At 68.5% G+C, this 17,522-nt stretch carries 14 protein-coding genes and 1 pseudogene; 6 read left to right on the forward strand and 9 right to left on the reverse strand.

What is annotated here, in order from left to right; all coding sequences use genetic code 11:
* Positions 1-120: 120 nt before the first annotated feature.
* On the reverse strand, positions 121-723 hold the full coding sequence (locus ACIA12_RS12750) for a TetR/AcrR family transcriptional regulator (protein WP_396367077.1): 603 nt from the start codon (positions 721-723) through the stop codon (positions 121-123).
* Between the two features lie 236 nt (positions 724-959).
* Here ACIA12_RS12750 and ACIA12_RS12755 point away from each other — a divergent pair.
* Positions 960-1,702, forward strand: a pseudogene (locus ACIA12_RS12755) (SDR family NAD(P)-dependent oxidoreductase).
* Positions 1,703-2,036: 334 nt separating this feature from the next.
* Positions 2,037-2,318, forward strand: coding sequence for a hypothetical protein (locus tag ACIA12_RS12760; protein WP_396367078.1), 282 nt, complete (start codon positions 2,037-2,039; stop codon positions 2,316-2,318).
* Positions 2,319-2,648: 330 nt separating this feature from the next.
* On the opposite strand, the gene ACIA12_RS12765 is transcribed toward ACIA12_RS12760, so the two are convergent.
* Complete coding sequence (locus ACIA12_RS12765; protein WP_396367079.1) at positions 2,649-3,917, reverse strand: NAD(P)/FAD-dependent oxidoreductase; 1,269 nt, start codon at positions 3,915-3,917, stop codon at positions 2,649-2,651.
* 90 nt (positions 3,918-4,007) lie between these two features.
* Here ACIA12_RS12765 and ACIA12_RS12770 point away from each other — a divergent pair, with 90 nt between their 5' ends.
* Positions 4,008-5,561, forward strand: a complete 1,554-nt coding sequence (locus tag ACIA12_RS12770) for a helix-turn-helix domain-containing protein (RefSeq protein WP_396367080.1) — start codon at positions 4,008-4,010, stop codon at positions 5,559-5,561.
* A 255-nt stretch (positions 5,562-5,816) separates the two neighbouring features.
* Here the strand turns inward: ACIA12_RS12770 and ACIA12_RS12775 are convergent, their stop codons facing one another.
* From ACIA12_RS12775 to ACIA12_RS12785, 3 genes are read right to left on the reverse strand one after another with little or no spacing between them, the layout of a single operon-like run.
* The gene (locus ACIA12_RS12775; RefSeq protein ID WP_396367081.1) at positions 5,817-6,833 is read right to left on the reverse strand and encodes an NAD(P)/FAD-dependent oxidoreductase; all 1,017 of its coding nucleotides are present in this window, start codon (positions 6,831-6,833) and stop codon (positions 5,817-5,819) included.
* The gene (locus tag ACIA12_RS12780; RefSeq protein ID WP_396367082.1) at positions 6,830-7,357 is read right to left on the reverse strand and encodes an isoprenylcysteine carboxyl methyltransferase family protein; all 528 of its coding nucleotides are present in this window, start codon (positions 7,355-7,357) and stop codon (positions 6,830-6,832) included. The genes ACIA12_RS12775 and ACIA12_RS12780 overlap by 4 nt, the downstream gene beginning before the upstream one ends.
* Positions 7,357-8,403 carry a type III polyketide synthase gene (locus ACIA12_RS12785; protein WP_396367083.1) on the reverse strand — a complete coding sequence of 349 codons (1,047 nt, stop codon included), beginning with the start codon at positions 8,401-8,403 and terminating at the stop codon, positions 7,357-7,359. Before ACIA12_RS12785 ends, ACIA12_RS12780 begins: the two co-directional genes overlap by 1 nt.
* Before the next feature lie 18 nt (positions 8,404-8,421).
* On the opposite strand from ACIA12_RS12785, the gene ACIA12_RS12790 reads away from it, so the two are divergent.
* Positions 8,422-9,237 (forward strand): UbiA family prenyltransferase, encoded by an 816-nt coding sequence (locus tag ACIA12_RS12790; RefSeq protein WP_396367084.1) that lies wholly within the window; start codon positions 8,422-8,424, stop codon positions 9,235-9,237.
* Between the two features lie 65 nt (positions 9,238-9,302).
* Here ACIA12_RS12790 and ACIA12_RS12795 read toward each other — a convergent pair whose 3' ends face one another.
* Positions 9,303-10,178: a LysR substrate-binding domain-containing protein gene (locus ACIA12_RS12795; protein WP_396367085.1), complete on the reverse strand. Its 876-nt coding sequence runs from the start codon at positions 10,176-10,178 to the stop codon at positions 9,303-9,305.
* A 120-nt stretch (positions 10,179-10,298) separates the two neighbouring features.
* Between ACIA12_RS12795 and ACIA12_RS12800 the strand changes: the two genes are divergently transcribed.
* Complete coding sequence (locus ACIA12_RS12800; RefSeq protein ID WP_396367086.1) at positions 10,299-11,813, forward strand: MFS transporter; 1,515 nt, start codon at positions 10,299-10,301, stop codon at positions 11,811-11,813.
* Here ACIA12_RS12800 and ACIA12_RS12805 read toward each other — a convergent pair.
* Positions 11,807-12,505: an SRPBCC domain-containing protein gene (locus tag ACIA12_RS12805; RefSeq protein WP_396367087.1), complete on the reverse strand. Its 699-nt coding sequence runs from the start codon at positions 12,503-12,505 to the stop codon at positions 11,807-11,809. The two genes, ACIA12_RS12800 and ACIA12_RS12805, sit on opposite strands and share 7 nt — an antisense overlap.
* Before the next feature lie 114 nt (positions 12,506-12,619).
* Complete coding sequence (locus ACIA12_RS12810; RefSeq protein ID WP_396367088.1) at positions 12,620-14,128, reverse strand: lysyl oxidase family protein; 1,509 nt, start codon at positions 14,126-14,128, stop codon at positions 12,620-12,622.
* A gap of 251 nt (positions 14,129-14,379) precedes the next feature.
* Here ACIA12_RS12810 and ACIA12_RS12815 point away from each other — a divergent pair, with 251 nt between their 5' ends.
* Positions 14,380-16,422 carry a fibronectin type III domain-containing protein gene (locus ACIA12_RS12815; RefSeq protein WP_396367089.1) on the forward strand — a complete coding sequence of 681 codons (2,043 nt, stop codon included), beginning with the start codon at positions 14,380-14,382 and terminating at the stop codon, positions 16,420-16,422.
* Between the two features lie 230 nt (positions 16,423-16,652).
* On the opposite strand, the gene ACIA12_RS12820 is transcribed toward ACIA12_RS12815, so the two are convergent.
* Positions 16,653-17,426: an SDR family NAD(P)-dependent oxidoreductase gene (locus tag ACIA12_RS12820; RefSeq protein ID WP_396367090.1), complete on the reverse strand. Its 774-nt coding sequence runs from the start codon at positions 17,424-17,426 to the stop codon at positions 16,653-16,655.
* Between the last annotated feature and the right edge of the window lie 96 nt (positions 17,427-17,522).

Genomic DNA, 17,522 nt, shown 5'->3' on the forward strand with positions numbered 1-17,522 from the left:
CCCGCCCCGCCCCCCCCCCCACACCCCAATATATAAAACCTATTTATAAAACCCCCCCCCCCCCCCCCGCGGCGGGGGGCCCCCCCCCGCTTCTGTTTGCCGGTACTACGTACGCGTGGCTCAGGTCCGCGGGTAGGCGCGGTCGAGGGCGTTGAGGGCGGTGCCGATCTCGGCGCGGATGGTGTTCTCGATGGTGGTGATCGGCTGGGCTTCGACCAGGCCGGTGACGAGTAGTCGGTGACGGAAGGCGAGTAGGCCGACGAGCATGGCGGACCAGCCTGGCGAGTTGGTCTCCGCGATCAGGGGCGTCGTCCAGGAGTTGAGGATGACGAGGCGGCGGGCCCTGAGGGTCGGAGACTCGTTCTCGCAGCTGTGGAAGGCACGGAGGGCTTCGTAGATGTGCTGGTCGACGACGGGCCAGGGGCAGTTGAGGTCCAGCATCGGGCCTTCGAGGAGCAGGGCGCGGACGGCGCTGGTGTGGGACTCGCCGGGGTGGTCGCGGAGGGCGGTCAGCAGGTTCTCGAGGGCTTGGGGCTCGGCGTCGAAGAACAGGTCTTCCTTGCTGCCGAAGTAGTTGAAGATCGTCTTCACCGAGACGTCGGCCGCGGTGGCGATCTCGCTCAGCGTGACGTGCTCGAAGCCGCGCTGCTCGAACAGACGGGTGGCGGCGTCCGACATCGCTTGACGGGCGGCTGCCTTCTTGCGCTCACGTAAATTGTTCATCGAATAAAACTTTACAACCATGCGAACTATTGGCCAAGGTGGACGGCATGGATGCGAATGATGGACGGACTTGGCTGATCACCGGGACGAGCAGCGGGCTGGGCCGGGCGCTGGTTGAGGCGCTCGGCGCGCGGCACGGTCGGAGCGATCGCCAGGGTCGCTGCGATCGGCAGGGGCGGGACGATCGGCAGGGGCGGAGCGATCGGCAAGCTCGGGGGGATGGCGGTGATCGGGTGATGGCTACGGCTCGGGACCTTGGCGCTATCGCTGAGCTGGCGGAGTTGGCGCCTGGGCGGGTGCGGGTGGCGCGGCTCGATGTGACGGATGGGGCGAGTATTCGGGCAGCGGTCGCTGAGGCGGAGGAGGCGTTCGGCGGGATCGACGTACTGGTGAACAACGCGGGGTCTGCGCTGCTGGGGCGTTCGAGGAGCATGCGGACGAGGAGTTGCGGGCGGCGTTCGAGACGAATCTGTTCGGGGCGCTGGCCGTGACGCGGGCGGTGCTTCCCGGGATGCGGGCGCGGCGGTCGGGGCATGTGGTGCAGATGTCGTCGGTGGTGGGCGTGACGTCGGGCGCCGGCGGTACGGCGTACGCGGGGCCGAAGGCTGCCTTGGAGGCGATCTCGGAGGCGCTGGCCGCGGAGGTCGCCGCGCTGGGGATCCGGGTGACGATTGTCGAGCCGGGGCCGTTCCGGACGGACTTCGGTGGGCGGTCGTTGAGTTGGGGGCAGCCGCTGCAGGACTACGCAGCCCTGATCGGGCCCGCTCGGGCCGCCTTCGAGGCGTCGCACGGGACACAGAGCGGAGATCCGGTACGGGCTGCCGAGGCGATCATCAACGCCGTCGAGCAGGCCGATTCGCCGCTCAGGGTGCCGTTGGGAGCAGAGGCCTACGAGTGGATCCGGGGGTATCTGCGCGGGCGGCTCGATGAGCTTGATGTCGCTGAGCCGATCGGGGCGGACACCGCACTGCGGAATTAGATAGAGCGTGGCCCCCGAGGGAGCCGCGCTCTCTTCCAGTCCGGGCTTCATTGGCCGGGCCGGGTGGTGCGAACGGTCCTCCGCCCGAGGACCGCTGGTGCCCGTGGCCTTGCGGCCTCCGGGCGTCGAGTGCTCTGGCCGGAAGGTCCATTGCTGCTTCCGGGTCGGGCACTGGGTGGTGCGGCCGGCTCCCGCGCGGCATCGCGGGAGCCGGGTCTTGCGTTCACGGTCCCGGCAGGCGCTCGGGTGCTGGACCGCTACCGGGTTCCGGAGGTGAGGCTCCGCGGAATCCGGGTACTGCGCCGCGGTTCTCCCAGCAGGGTGGGAGCCGCGGGTGGTGCTGCCGGTATCCGCAGAGCAGGCGCCGTACGGAGGCCGGGTAGTGCTGGCGGATCTGCCGGTTGCTGCGGAGATCCGCCGGTGCTGGCAGATCCGCTGGGTCTCGGCGGGTCTGCCGGTTGCTACTGGCCGGCCGTTGGCTGCGGCCGCCGGTGGTGCTGACGACTTCCCGACAGGGGCCGGGACTTCGCCGGTACTACGCCCCGGGCCTGTGGTCCCGGGATGGTGCCGCCGGATCGCGGTGAGCAGTCCGGGTAGAGCTGCCGGGTCCTGGTGAGCGATCCGGGTGGTGCCGCCGGTCCGTGGTGAGCGGATCGGGTGGTGCGCCGGGTCTTGGTGAGGGGCCCGGGTGGTGCGCCCGGATCTGTGGTTCCGGGGTGGTGCGGCCGGGCTGTGGGGTCACAGGTCCGGGTGGTGCTGCCGGGGACCGCGGAGTCGCGGGCCCGGGGTGGTGCTGCCGGAGCCCCGGGAGATGACGGGGCCGGCCGATGGTCTCCTGCAGGGTGGAGGCCGGTCTGGTCCCGTCGCGGAAGAGGCGGCTGGGGTACGGCTCGGCCGCGACGGGAGTTCGAGGGTGGTCTGGTCGATGGATCTGCTGGCCGGTGGGTCAGCGGAGGGGGTCGAAGGGAGCCAGCTCGGTCGGGGTGCGGCCGGTGGTGATGGTTTCGGCGAGGAGCTGGCCGGTGATCGGGCCGAGGGTGATGCCCCACATGCCGTGACCGCCGGCGGCGAAGACGCGCGGGGACGAGGTGGCCCCGATCAGGGGCAGGCCGTCCGGGGTGCACGGGCGCGGTCCCACCCACTCGAAGGTGCGAGCGTCCAGGTCCGCGTCCCGCAGCAGCGGCCGGGCCGCTTCCACGATGGCGTCGATCCGGCGCGGGTCGAGCTTCGCGTCGGGCTTGCGGAACTCCATCATCCCGGCGACGCGGAGCCGGTCGCCCAGCGGCGTACAAGCGATCCGTTGCGCCGGGAAGTACACGGGTCCGGCCGGCACGTGCGCGATCGGGACGCTGAAGCTGTAGCCGCGACCCGCCTGCACGACGGTCCGTACGCCGAACTGCCGGGCCAGATCGCCGAGCCAGGCACCGGTCGCCATCACGACCGCGTCGTACGGCGTGCTCTCACCGTCCGCCGTGACGATCCGGACGCCGCGGATCTCGTCCACGATGTCCTTCACCGTCACGCCGGTGACGATCTCGCCGCCGCGGGCGCGGACCGAGTCGGCGAGCATGTTCACGTACTCGCCCGGGTTGATGAAGCGCTGGCCGTGCAGCCGGATCGCGGCGCCGATCTCGTCGGACAGCGACGGCTCGATCTCGCGGGCGTCGTCACCGGTGATGGCCTCGAACTCGATGCCCTGGCCGGCCGCGTGGATGTGCTCGATCTCCTCGAGCAGCACCGAGCGCTCGGCCTCGGTCCGGTACGCCGCCAGGAACGACTTGGCCTCGTAGGTCTCCGCCTCGACGCCCGCCTTGGCCAGCGCGTCGAACCCGTTCAGCGCCTGCCGGTTGATCGGCACCAGCGCCTCCATCGCGGTCTTCCAGCGTCCGGCGGTGCTGTTGCGAGCGAAGCGGGTCAGGAACGAAAGGAGCCGCGGGCTCGCCGTCGGCGGCACGTAGACCGGCGAGGAGGGGCTCAGCACCGCACGGACGCCGTACTTGAGAACGGCCGGCTCCGGCAGCGGGGTCGCCAGGCCGGGGGTCAGCCAGCCCGCGTTGCCCCAGGAGGCACCCGCGGCGACGCCTTCGCGATCCAGCACGGTGACCTCGATGCCGGCCTCCTGGAGGAACCAGGCGGTGGCGAGACCGACCATGCCGGCGCCGACGACGGCGACCCGGTCCGGGACGATGTGAGTGCCTTGCACGGAAGCGACCATGTATCGATGGTGCGGCCGCCCGATACCGCTGTCATGGTGCGATCGCACCACAGCTGGCACTGATGACAGTGGCAAGAGCACAATAACTTCATGATCACCGTGCCTGACCTGGTCGTCGCCGTCGGACCGGCCCTGTTCGAGATCGTCGTCGCCGGGCAGGGCGACGGTGAGGTCCGCGATGTTTTCCTCGCCGATCCGCAGGAAGTTTCGACCGGTCAGCCGGGCGACCTGGTCCTGGGCTTCGGCCTGGGCAGTCCGGAGGAGGCAGTTGAGCTAGTAGAGCGCTGTGCAGTCGGCAACGCCTCCGGCATCATCCTGCGGACGACACTGGCCCAGGACCCGGCCGTGGTGGCTCACGCGGACAAGCGGCGCCTCACCCTGGTCGCACTGCAGCCGACGGTCACGTGGGCTCACGTGGTCTGGCTCCTGCGAGGTGTGATCGACAGGGCGGCCGCGCCCGACTCCCCCGCTGCTGGAGACGCCGGTGTGCACCAGGAGCTCTTCGCGCTGGCTGATGCCGCCGCAGCCATCGTCGACGCGCCGGTGACCATCGAGGACAACCAGTCCCGCGTACTCGCGTACTCGAGCCTCCATGACGTCACAGACACGGACCCGACGCGCGTGTCGACGATTGTCGGGCGTCGGGTGCCTGCTGAGGTCATTGCACACTTCCGGGCCCGAGGGATCTTCAGGCGGCTGGCCCGGTCGAGTGAGCCGTTCCTGGTGCCGGACGGGCCGAACGGTATTCGGCCCCGGCTGGTAGTACCCGTGCGAGCCGGCGGTGAGTGGCTCGGGTCGATCTGGGCCGTGGTGGATGGGCCGGTGAGCGCAGAGGTGACTACTGAGCTCAGCAACGCGGCATCGGTGCTTGCGCTGCACATGCTGCGGCTCAGAGCTCAGGCGGACGTCGCTAGGCGGAGTGCGATCGACAGGCTGCGCACTGTCCTACGGCAGTTCTCCCCTGACACTCCGCTCGACGTACGGCTGCCACCGGCGCCGTGGCGGGTGGTGGCGCTGGGTTCGCCGGCCGCGTACGACGTACCGCAAGAGCTGGACCTCTGGGAGTCCACTGGTCGCCGCCACGGCTGGAGCGAGCCGCAGCTCGCCGACCTGGATGGGACTGTCCTGGCGGTCGTCTCAGACGGAGACGGGCCCGGCTCCTGGCGCTGGCTTCGCAAACTGGTCATAGACCTAGCCAAGGACTTCCCCGGTACTACGGCCGCGGCCGGCGGGCGCGCCCGGGGCGCGGCAGACCTACCGAGCTCTCGCGCCGAGGCGGTCGAACTGCTGGGACTGGTACGCCGTGAGCTGGCGCCCGGCCCGGCGCTGCGGGTCGAGCAGGCCTGGCACATCCTCACTGTTCACCGGGCGGTCACCTCGCTTGACACGACCAAACTGGATGGGCCGTTGGCCACTTTGTTACGGCATGACATCGAGCACGACACCGCGTTCGTCGACACCTTGCAGGCGTGGCTGAACTATCCCGGGCAGCCGCAGCAGGCGGCACGGGAGCTGCATTTGCACACGAACACCCTGCGGCACCGGATGAAACGGATCGGGGAGATCGCCCGGCTCGACCTGTCCAGCCCGCGCGAACGGCTGGCTCTGCAGCTGCAGATCGCCGCGGTGCGCACGGAGCACTGAGACGTAGGTCACCGGCCTAAGTAACAAGGCTTCATATTCCGGCAACGGATGGGCAACATCCGGCTGGCAATCTTTAACTCAGAAACACCGAGAACTTGTCCCAGCCTTTCACCAGGAGGCTGGGGCAGACCGTTCCAGCTCTTCACCAGGGAGCTGGAGCAACCCGAGCGAGCATTTCACCAGGATGCTCGGTCGCGTGTGGGCCCGGCGATTGTCTGAGCGATCGCCGGGCCAACGCGCGTTCTGGGGCAGGGCTCAGGCGAGTTGGTTGACGATGGCACCGAAAACTTTCGGCAGCCGCGTCGCGGCCGGGACGATGTGGGGTGCGAGCAACGATCTGTTGCGGGCCCAGAGCAACGAACCGGTGAGGAACCGGCACTCCCAGGACACCCGCCGCCAAGCCGCGTCGTAGGCCGCTGGGTCGTCGCGCTCGACACACCGCACCAGTTCGGCACTGGTCCGCAGAGCCACCGCTATCCCCTCACCGGTCAACGCGTCGACATAGCCGGCCGCATCACCCACCAGCATCACCCGCCCAGCCACCCTTCCCCGGACCCGCTGGCGGAGTGGGCCGGCGCCCATGACGGAGGATGCCTCGGAGGCTCCCTCCAGGCGGCGCTTCAAGGCTGGAAAGGCCTCCAGATGGCTGTCGAAGGAGCCACGCTCGGAGGTGAGAATGGCGACGCCGACCAGGTCGTCGGCAACAGGTGTCACGTAGGCCTCGCCGAGCCGCGACCAGTAGACCTCGACCAGATCGCACCACGGCCTCACAGCAAAGTGCTGCCGCAGCCCGCGACGCGGCTGCGTACTGCCGGTAGTACCTAGGCCTAGTGCGCGGCGGGTTGGGGAGTGGAGGCCGTCGGCGGCTGCTAGGTAGCGGGCGGTGAGGCCGGCGGCTGTGACTGAGTGCTGGTTTTGGGTGATGGCCTCGACCCGGGCCGGGATGACGGGGACTTCCAGCTCGGCCAGGCGATCCACCAGGGCGCGCTGGAGCGTAGTACGGCGTACTCCTAGGCCTGGGCCTTGGCGGAAGCGGGCGTCTACTACGTGGGATGCATCCAGGTAGCGGATGCCATGGAACGGGCGGCCTTCAAGGGAAACGCCTAGACGCTGAAGGTATTCGACGGCGGTGAAGGAGATGCCTTCGCCGCAGGCCTTGTCGATGGGGGTGGGGCGGGGTTCTACGACGGCGACGGACAGGCCGGCCAGGGCGGCGCGGATTGCGGTGGCGGCGCCTGCTGGGCCGGCGCCGGCGACGAGGAGGTCGATCACTTTGTCAGCGTTGAGTCCAACGCTGCTTCCTCCGCGCGGATCCGGACCGTCAGCAGCGGGATGTTCAGCAGCAGGAAGGCGGTGGCCGTCACCCACGCCGTATGCACCAGCGGCAACGCGATCCCCTCCGCGACGACGGCGACGTAGTTCGGATGCCGGAGGAACTTATAGGGGCCAGAGGCAACCAACGACAGGCCCGGTACGACGATCACGCGGGTGTTCCACTGATGCCCGAGCACCGAGATGCACCACCACCGCAACCCCTGCGCCAGCAGCACCACGACGAGCATCGTCCACCCGAGCGCCGGGATGAACGGCCGGTCCGCCACGATCGCCTCGACCAGGCACCCGGCCAGGAACCCGGTGTGCAGCAGCACCATGAACGGGTAGTGCCCCTTGCCCGACTCCACCCCGCCCTGCTTGAAGCTCCACGCGGCGTTGCGCAGCGAGACGACCAGCTCGGCCACCCGCTCGAGCCCGACCACCAGCACCAGCGCGACGTACCACCACAACGACGAGTCCATCACCACTCCAGGAGTACGAGCTCGGAACAGAAGCCAGGGCCCATCGCGAGCAACACGCCCATACCCGAAGGATCCAGCCGGAGGGTGTCACCGAGCACGTGCAGTACCGACGATGACGACAAGTTGCCGACCGCGTCGAGCGACTTCCACGTCAGGTCGAGCGCGCCCGGCCGCAACGACAGCGTCTCCGCGACCGCCTCGAGCACCTTCGGCCCACCCGGGTGGCTCACCCAGGTACCGATCTCGGGAATGGTCAACCCAAAAGCGGCCAGGAACGCCGTCACATCACCACCGAGGTACTGCCGAACCACCTGCGGTACGTCGGCCCCGAGCACGATCCGGAACCCACCAGACCCGACATCCCACCCCATCACCCGCTCCGAGTCCGGATAGAGCCGCGACCGCGTAGCCACCACAGACGGCCCCGCCGCGGCCGGGTGCTCCGAGCCGGTCAGTACCACCGCCGCCGCCCCGTCCCCGAACAGAGCACCACCAACCAGGTTGGGCAGCGACGAGTCATCCCGCTGCAGCGTCAGCGAGCAGAGCTCCACAGACAGCAGTACTGCGACATGCCCCGGCCAGGCCTTGAGATAGTCATGCAAGCGCGCAACCCCTGCCGCTCCCCCGACACATCCCAGCCCGAACAACGGCAGCCGCTTGACGTCCTGACGCAGCCCAAGCCGTACAGCGACCCGCGCGTCGATCGACGGCGCCGCGACCCCTGTCACGGTCGTGAACATCAGCACGTCGACGTCATCCACCGTGAGCCCGGCCGCCGCCAGCGCCCCCGACACCGCCTCGGCGCCCAAGTCGACCGCGACCGAGATCCACTCGTCGTTGGCCTCGCCGAAGTCCTTGAGCGTGGCGTACCGCTCCAGTGGCAGCGCCAGATGGCGATGGGACACCCCGGCGTTCGCGTGCAGCCGGCGGAGCAGGCCGATCCCCTTGCCGTCCGGGAGGCAGATCTCGGCGAACGCGTCGGTGAGCTCCTGTTGCGCATACCGATGGGGCGGCAACGCGGCCTGCACCGCGGCGATCCGCGTCATCGTGGCATCGTTGGGTCGGTGAGCGGGCTGAGCGTACTCAAAGGGCTCGCGATGGCGAGCCATCCCGGTCCGACCGTTGCCGTCACCACCCTGGTCACCGTTGTCGCCTGGTCGGCGGGCCGAGACCCCGCCGGATGCCTGTTAGTCGCCGCAGCAATCCTCACCGGCCACCTCTCGATCGGCTGGAGCAATGACGCGATTGACGCATCCCGCGACACCAGTGTCCACCGAAACGACAAACCAATCGTGCTCGGACTGGTGAGTCGCCGGACTGTGTGGAGCGGCGCGATCGCGATGGCCGTTGCCTGCGTCCCGCTCTCGCTCGCCAGCGGCGTGCTGGCCGGCCTGGCGCATCTGGTCGGCGTGGGCGCGGCGTGGGGTTACAACCTCGGTCTCAAGTCGACCCGGATCTCCTGGGTCCCGTACGCCGTGGCCTTCGGCCTGCTGCCGTCGTTCGTCACCCTCGGTACCGCCGATAGCTGGGCACCTTGGTGGGCATCGGCCGCCACCGCACTCCTAGGCGTCGGCGCCCACCTCGCCAACGTCGTACCCGACCTCGCCGACGACCTGGCCACCGGCGTCGAAGGCTGGCCCCAACGCCTGGGCAAACTAGCCCGGTACGCCGCTCCGCTCCCCCTCGCCGCCGCCACTGTCCTACTCGTCATCGCCCCACCCGGCCCCCTGGGCGCAATCGGCTGGCTAACCCTCGCAGTCGTCGCAGCCCTCCTCGCCGTAATCGTCCTGTGGAAGAACGCTCCATTCCTAGTCACGATCGCCGTAGCCGCAATCAGCATCCTCGCCCTAGTCCTCCGAGGCGACGCCCTAACCCGCTAGCGCGGCAGGGAGAGCGGCGCGGGGTGCGGGCGCGGAGTGCGGGGGCGTGGGCGGAACTGGCTTGGCTAGTCGGCTGGTTTCAGGGGGGCGTTGTTGCTGAGGATGGCTGAGGTGAGCGCTTCGGCTGGTTCCTTGGCGGCTCGGGGGTTGGTGATCAGGACCAGGTCGATGGCTGGTAGCTCGGGGAGGCCGGCGCTGGGTGGGGGCTCTACCAGGTCGGCGGGCATCAGGGAGCGGGCGAAGATGGCTATGCCGAGGCCAGCGCGAACGGCGGCGAGCACTCCGTTGACACCCCGGACTATGCAGGTGATGCGGCAGGAGCGGCCGGCCTGCTCCAAAGTCTGGACGCCGAGGGAGCGGCTGAGGCTCGGCGCTTGGTAGGCGACCAACGGCACCGGGCCGTCGGGCGCGATCCGGGTGCCGGCGATGCCCGCCCAGACGAGCGGGTCGCGCCGGACCACCCGGCCGTTCGGTTCGTATCCGCCGCCGAGGCTGTGCTTGACGTAGGCCAGATCCAGATGCCCCGACTCCACCCGCCGCAGCAGATTGGGGCTCTGGGCAACGGTCAGTTCGAGATCGATGCGCGGATACAACTGCCGGAAGTCCCGCAGGATCCGCGGCAACGGAGTCAGCGCGAGGTCATCGGTCACGCCGAACCGCAGCCGCCCGCGCAGCTCCGAGCCGGTGAAGTATCCAGCGGCCTCCTCGTGCGCCGCGAGGATCGTCCGGGCGAAGCCGGCCATCGCCTCCCCGTCCGCGGTCAGCGTCACGGTCCGCGTGTCGCGGACGAACAACGGCCGCCCGACCGCCACCTCGAGTTTGCGCACGTGCTGGCTGACCGTCGGCTGCCGGATGCCCAGCCGTTCCGCGGCCTGGGTAAAGCTCAGCGACTGCGCGACCGCCAGGAACGTGCGCAACTGGTCCGGATCGTAGGCCACCATCACACCTCTCATTGCGGGACGCAATAAGACTAATAGGAGTGATTCGGTGTCGGAATCCGGTCTCAACCAGTGAGGATGGAACAGACCTCCCCTGACACAAATCTTCCGTAGGGATGACTCTTGACCACCCGGGCCACCGGTTCTGTCCACCCCGTCCCCGACTTCCACACCCATCGCACCACCACCAGCAGGCCGGACCCGCTCAGCCGGCCAGGTTTCAGAGAGACCTTCAGCGCTCTGCAGGTCCGCAACTTCCGCCTCCTGGTGAGCGGACTGTTCGTCAGTTCGACCGGCGGCTGGATCCAGCGGATCGCCCAGGACTGGCTGGTCCTCACGCTGACCGGCAGCGCCACGGCGGTCGGCATCACCACCGCCCTGCAGTTCCTGCCCACCCTCCTGCTCGGCCTGTACGGCGGCGTGATCGCCGACCGTTTCCCCAAGCGCAAGGTCCTGCTCGTCACCCAGTCCACGATGGGCCTGGCCGCCGCGATCCTGGCCACCCTCGCGTTCGCCGGCAGCGTCCAGGTCTGGCAGGTCTACTCGCTCGCCCTCTTCCTCGGCCTCGCGACCGCCGTCGACAACCCCACCCGGCAGTCGTTCGTCACCGAACTGGTCGGCAAGCAGCGGCTGCGCAACGCGATCAGCATGGTCTCGTCCACCTTCCAGCTCGGCAGCCTGATCGGCCCGGCCCTCGGCGGCGCGCTGCTCGGCACGGTCGGTACCGGCTGGGCCTTCGCGCTCAACGCGATCACCTTCTTCGGCTCGATCACCGCGCTGACGATGATGCGCGAGAGCGAGATGCCCGGCCTCCAGGCTGCTCGCAAGGCGGGCGCCGGGATCAAGATCCGTGATGGATTGCAAGCAGGCGTGAAGTACGCGTTCCACGAGCCCGCCGTGCGCTGGGCGATCGCGCTGGTCGGCGTCTACGGCATGTTCACGATCAGCCTGCCGGTCACGTTGACCGCCTTCGCGGATCGCGTCTTCCACACCGGCGCCACCGGGTACGGCGTACTGAACTCCGTCGTTGCGGTCGGCTCACTGACCGGGGCGTTGCTGTCGGCAAGGAGAGTACGGCCGACCCGGCTGCGCAACCTGGTCGCGATCGCCTCGATCCTGGCCGTGACCGAGATGGTCGCCGCGATCCAGCCGTCGCTGTGGACGTTCCTTCCATTGCTCGCCGCGCTCGGCATGGCGACGCTGATGTTCCTCACCGCCGCGCAGTCGATGGTCCAGCTCACCACTCCCGACGGACTCCGCGGCCGGGTCGCCGGGATCTACAACCTGGTCTTCATCGGCGGCGGCGCGATCGGCGGCCCGACCGTCGGTTGGATCGCCCAGCACTGGGGTGCCCGCTTCGGTCTGCTGCTGGCCGGGATGATCCCGGCCGTCGCGACCATCGCGATCGGGATCAAGCTCGCCCGGACCGGCCGGTTCCGCGTGGTGGTGGTCCGCTCGGACACCCGGTCGCCGTGGCTGCAGCCGCCGCGACTCGGGCTGACGCAGACCGAAGTACGGGTCGAGCGGCCGGCGGCGCCACGGATCGAGCGGCCACGCACGATCGCCCGGCGCCATCACCAGCGCGACGCTGACCATCCGCACCCCCGGCGTACCAGGAAAAAGCCCCTGCATCACTGAGTCAGGTAGAACTCCGTCAGCCAGGATTGCCAGGCGTCTTCGAGGCGCTTGGCGTCCTGGCCGGGGCCGTAGTAATGGTGGCCGAGGGCAACGGGCATGCCGAGCAGGCCGCGGTTGTGGAAGCGGAGCAGCGCGTACTCCGTGGTGATGCCGAAGTGGCTCGGACCGTCGTAATCGACCTCGCCGACCACCACCCCGAGCCCGTAGACGTCCAGCTCGACCTTCGTACCGACCTCGCCGCCGACCGCGTCGCGCAGCTTCTGCCACGCCTCCGGGGTGTTCGACCAGGCGGGGCCTTCGGCAACGACATAGGTCGCGGGCGCGCCATGGAAGCCGGACACATACAGCTGCAGCGTATGGAAGTAGAGGTCCCAGCCCCGCGCGGTTGCCTCGTACTCCGCCTCCCAGTCGTCGCCCAGGAATCCGGTCTGGACGAAGCGCAGGACGGAAGACCCGTCCTCCTGCTCCTCGATCAAGTACTCGAAGGCGCTCGTCTCGGTCTGGATGGCGTAGCCGAGACCGGGCTCCCAGCGCAGTACGACGCCGTCGGCCGACAGCCCGTTCTCGTCCGGCGCCGGGTCCATCGGCGCGAACCACCCGGTCAGGCCGGCCTCGGTCGCGATCGCGTCCCACACCTGCGCGGGAGTCGCGTCCAGCGGGATCTCGGCCTCGATCCGGCGTTCCTCGGTCATCGTCGCTCCTGTGCTGTCGACTGCTGCCATTCCATCACCTGTACCCAGCACCGGGGCAACACAAAGGCGGCCCTCCCCCAGGAAGGGCCGCCCAGGCGTTCAGCAGTTAGTGCTTTACGGAACGTCGATCAGACCGACCGGCGGAACCTTGACCGTGCGGTGGTGCGCCGTGCCGCCCAGGATCACCTTGCGGAGGGCGACGTTGTTCGTCGTGCTCGACTCGATCAGCCGCTTCTCCGGGTTGGCCTGCACCTGGATGTAGTACGTGCCGTTCGCCAGGCCGGTGATGTCGAAGGACTGGCCGGGACGGAACTGCTCGTAGGTGTCACCGGATCCGACGTCCAGCACCTCGCGGACCGACAGCGATCCGTGGTTGCCGCACGCGGTGTGCAGGTCGGTGTTCGACGGGTGCCAGTTGGCGTTCTTCACCGTGTAGTCGATGGCGTCGGTCGCGGCCAGGCAGAACGCTTCCTTCTGGCTGCGGACGACCTCGGTCTGCTTGGAGCTCAGCAGGCTGTAGCGGGCGAAGTCGGTGAAGTGCCAGTGGGTGTGGCCTTCCCGCGGGTCCCACTCCATCGTGCCGGTCTTCTGGTACCCGACCTCCTTGCCTGCCGCGTCGTAGAAGTACTGGTAGGCGTCCATCAACTCCTTGCCCTGCTGCCGGAAACCGTCCAGCACCAGCGGCGACGGACCCGCGTTCCACACAGTCGCGGAGAACGCCAGGTAGTCCTTGTCAGCCTCCGGCGTGCCTTCCTCGCCGGTGGTGACCTGGATCCCCCACGCCGGTACCGACCGCAGGTCCGGCTTCGGACCCGCCGGGACCGAGGCCTTGCCGACCGGCCGCTGCGCGTGCGGCTTGACAGCGATATTGGCCGACTTCGCCGCGACGCCCGACTTGGTTAGCGCCTTGGCCTGCGCCTTCGCGAAGGCCTGCTTACAGCCCTCGGCGACCCCATGGCCGCAGTCCTCGACGTTCTTGACCGTCACCTTCAGCGTCACCGCCGAGTCGTAGGCGCCGATCTTGAAGAAGTCCTTGTACGCCTTGTTGACGCTCAGTTTCGCGGTGTACTTGCCCTCCGGCAGATCGACGGTCTCGTCGTCGCGGAAGTAGCTCGTGGTGTTCGACGACCAGCCGGCCTGCAGGCCCCAGACCGCGCCAAGCGTGAACGGGTTCGCGCTGCAGCCCTCCGGGTACGGCGAGGTGGCCGGCGCGTCCGGCCGGGTCCGCGAGCCTTCGCCGTTGAGGCAGAAGGTGCGGTCCTTGTCATAGACCTTCTTGCCTCCTGCATCAGTGATGGTCAGGTGCAGGAACTTGGCCAAGCCGCCGAAGTCCGTCACCGAGCCGGCCGGCAGCGCCTTGGGCTTGCCGTTGACGATCTGCACGCCGACGACCGGGTCCTTGTACGACTTGCGCGTCGCGCGGACCTCGATCGGGCTCTTGCCGGCCACCATGTGGGTGCCGAGGTCGAGCACGATGCCACCCCCATCGGGGTAGCGGTCGAGCGTCACGTCGGTACTGCCGGCCACCAGCTTCAGTTGCGGCTCGGCCGCCGCCTGCCGGCTCGAGGTCGCTGCTCCCGCGGCCCCCGCCGCGAGCGCGACGAGTGTCGCGGCTCCGGTCACGGCCACCGCCGTACGACCGAACTTCCGTGAAATGTTGATGATCAATCCCCTCCCGTTCGGGCAGACCCGCCTCACACGGGTCATCGATCCCTTACGTGTAGAGAGACTCCCGGCCCCCTCTCAAGGTTGATCTCAGTTGGATGGCATTCGTGTTACAGCACTTACTCAGGGTTATCGCGGCTTGTTACTTGACCTCGTAAATTAATCAGCTCTAGGCTCGGCGCACGTTCCGCCCACAACGGAGGACCCCTATGTCTGTACGCCGTACTGGCATTGCACTGCTGGCCGCCGTCGCCCTGGTGTCGGCAGCGGCCTCGATCGCACCCGCGAGCGCCACCCTCCCGACCGCCAAGCCGCCCGTACCAGCGAAGTACCCGCAGATCGCCGCGAAGCCCTATCTGGGCTGGAGCAGCTGGAGCCTGCAGTCCACCAACTATCCCGGGGTGAACCCCGACGGCCCGGGCAGCTTCATCAGCGAGAAGAACATCCTCGCCCAGGCGCATGCGATGGCCACCAAGCTGAAGCCATACGGCTATGAGTACATCAACGTCGACGCCGGCTGGCAGGGCGGCGGTGACGAGTACGGCCGGCCGATCGCGAACCCGGCGCGCTTCCCGCGGGGCATGAAGGCGGTCGGCGACGACATCCACAAGCTCGGCCTGAAGTTCGGCATCTACACCGTGGTCGGCCTCGGCTTCGACGTCTACCGCGAGGGCAACACGCCGATCTTCGACGCACCCGGTTGCTTCACCCGCGACATCGTCTACCCGGACCTGCGGACGACGAACGGCTGGGACCAGGCGTACAAGATCAACTACGCCAGCCCGTGCGCGCAGAAGTACGCGGACTCGATCGCGCGGACCTTCGCGAGCTGGGGGGTCGACTTCATCAAGATGGACGGTGTCGGCCCGGGCTCCTGGAAGGGCGCCCCGGACGACCCGAACCACAACAACACCGAGGACGTCGAGTCCTGGTGGCGCGCGGTCCAGAACGCCGGCCGCCCGATGCAGTACACGCTGTCGTGGTCACTCAGCCACCGGTTCGCCGACACCTGGAAGGCGAACTCGAACGGCTGGCGGATCGATACCGACGTCGAGTGCTACTGCGACACGATCGTGCGCTGGACCGGCTCCGTCGTACAGCGTTGGTGGGATGTCGCGCAGTGGGTCGACGACGCGGGACCGGGGCACTGGAACAACCTGGACGCGCTGAATGTCGGCGTCGGCGCGATGGACGGCATCAGCGAGATCGAACGCCAGTCCTACATGACGTTCTGGGCGATCAACTCGGCGCCGCTGTTCGCCGGTGACGACCTGACCAAGCTCGACGCGTACGGTCTCAAGCTGCTGACCAACCGCGAGGTGATCGCGATCGACCAGGCCGGCGTCCCGGCCCGGCCGCTGAACCAGGACCAGCTGCAGCAGACCTGGTACGCGAAGAACACCGACGGCTCCGTCACCGTCGGGTTGTTCAACCTGGGCGAGGAGCCCGCGACGGTGACCGGGAAGTTCGACGAGCTCGGGATCACCGGCAAGGCCCGGGTGCGGGATGTCTGGGCCGGGCAGAACATGAACAACGTGAGCGGCCAGGTCAGCGCGGTGCTGCCGGCGCACGGGTCGAAGCTGTACAAGATCTTCCCGAACAGCCTCGGCTCGGTCAGCAAGCCGGCCAACGTCAAGGCGACCGATGTCGGCCGGACCACGGTTTCGCTGGCGTGGCGGCCGAGCACCGGCGCCACGTCGTACAAGGTGTTTGCCAATGGCAAGCAGGTGGCCACGAGCACTGGTCCGAATGTCGTCGTCACCGGGCTGTTGCCGCAGACGCAGTACAAGTTCGAGGTGAAGGGTGTCAACGGCAACAAGTCGTCCGAGGCCAGTGCGCCGGTCACGATGTTCACCTCGAAGTCGGGTGGGCCGGTCAGGTACGAGGCCGAGGCGGCGAACAGCACGCTGACCGGCAACGCGAGCGCCAACGGCTGCACGCTGTGCTCGGGTGGCAAGAAGATCGGCAACATCGGCTACGACGCCTCGGTGACGCTGAACGACATCACCGTGCCGGCCACCGGTACGTACCTGGTCAAGATCGCCTACACCGACGGCGACACCAGCCGCCAGAGCATGCTGACGATCAACAACGCCGACTCGTACTGGGTCAACTACCACGGCCTCGGCGACAACGACTGGGGCACCCCGCAGACCGTGTACCTCCCCGTGAAGCTGACCGCCGGCAGCAACTCCCTCAAAATCTCCAACCCGTCGGGCTACATAGCCGACATCGACTGGATCACCGTCTAGCCACCAACTGTGCGAGGGGGACGGACCGCCTGCCCGCGGCCCGTCCCCTCCTCACGTTCCCACCGCGCCTCCCGGCCGCGCCCGTCCCGCATTCGAATCCGCCAGCCCAGCACTCCACCCCGGCCCCGCGCTCCAACCCGCCGGCCCCGTGCGATCCCCGCACTCCAACCGGCCAGCCCCGCGCGATCCCGCATTTGAATCGGCCGAGGTGACGCGAAGCGTCACGAGGCTTAGATGACGGAGGCGACGCCGCCGTCCATGGGGATGACGGCGCCGGTGATGTAGCTGGCTCGGTGGGAGGCGAGGAAGACTGCGAGGTCGGCTACCTCGGCCGGCTCGGCGGCTCGGCCCAAGGGGATGTCGGCAACCATCTCGGCGAGCAGTTCTTCCTTCGGGCGGCCGGTCGAGCGGACCGCCGCCTCGAGGCCTTCGTCGATCCGCCCGGTGCGAGTCATCCCAGGGTTGATCACATTCACCCGTACGCCGCGATCGGCGTATGCCTTCGCATACCCGACCGACGCGAGCATCAGCGCCGCGTTGGCCGCGCCACCGCCGATGTGCAGCGGGTTCGCCGCGCGACCACCCTGCCCGACGATGTTCACGATCGCCCCGGCCCCACGCTCAGCCATCCCGCGGACGACCGCCTCCGTCGCATGCATATATGTGAAGTACTTCGCCTCCATCGCCGCATGCAACGCCTTACTGTCCAGCTCCGCCACCGGCGTACGCCGTGCCGCGCCCGCACAGTTGATCAGAATATCCGGCACCCCGATCCGCTCGAACACCCCGGCCGTCGCCACCGGATCCGTCAGATCGACCGCCTCGACGTCGAACCCGAGCCCCTTCTCCCCCAGCACCTTCTGAGCAGCGGCAAGGTTGCCCGGATCACGCGAGATCCCGACCACCTGCACCCCCTCCCAGGCCAGCGCCTCGACACAGGCCAACCCGATCCCCTTGCTCGCCCCGGTCACCACCGCGATCTTCCCGGACAGTTGCAGATCCACTCGTCGTCCTCCCAGGACTGTGCTGCGCGTTCGTGCGCCGACAGCGAGCCTAGCTCTCACTAATGGAGCCATCGGCAACGAATCGGAGTTATCGCT

This window comes from Kribbella sp. NPDC051620, assembly GCF_044453825.1.
GTDB lineage: Bacteria > Actinomycetota > Actinomycetes > Propionibacteriales > Kribbellaceae > Kribbella.

Bases quoted from the DNA above. Each gene is read 5' to 3' on its own strand.
- ACIA12_RS12765 (WP_396367079.1), bottom strand. From the start codon at position 3,917: ATGGTCGCTTCCGTGCAAGGCACTCACATCGTCCCGGACCGGGTCGCC.
- ACIA12_RS12770 (WP_396367080.1), top strand. From the start codon at position 4,008: ATGATCACCGTGCCTGACCTGGTCGTCGCCGTCGGACCGGCCCTGTTC.
- ACIA12_RS12815 (WP_396367089.1), top strand. From the start codon at position 14,380: ATGTCTGTACGCCGTACTGGCATTGCACTGCTGGCCGCCGTCGCCCTG.
- ACIA12_RS12780 (WP_396367082.1), bottom strand. From the start codon at position 7,357: ATGGACTCGTCGTTGTGGTGGTACGTCGCGCTGGTGCTGGTGGTCGGG.
- ACIA12_RS12785 (WP_396367083.1), bottom strand. From the start codon at position 8,403: ATGACGCGGATCGCCGCGGTGCAGGCCGCGTTGCCGCCCCATCGGTAT.
- ACIA12_RS12805 (WP_396367087.1), bottom strand. From the start codon at position 12,505: ATGACCGAGGAACGCCGGATCGAGGCCGAGATCCCGCTGGACGCGACT.
- ACIA12_RS12750 (WP_396367077.1), bottom strand. From the start codon at position 723: ATGAACAATTTACGTGAGCGCAAGAAGGCAGCCGCCCGTCAAGCGATG.
- ACIA12_RS12795 (WP_396367085.1), bottom strand. From the start codon at position 10,178: ATGGTGGCCTACGATCCGGACCAGTTGCGCACGTTCCTGGCGGTCGCG.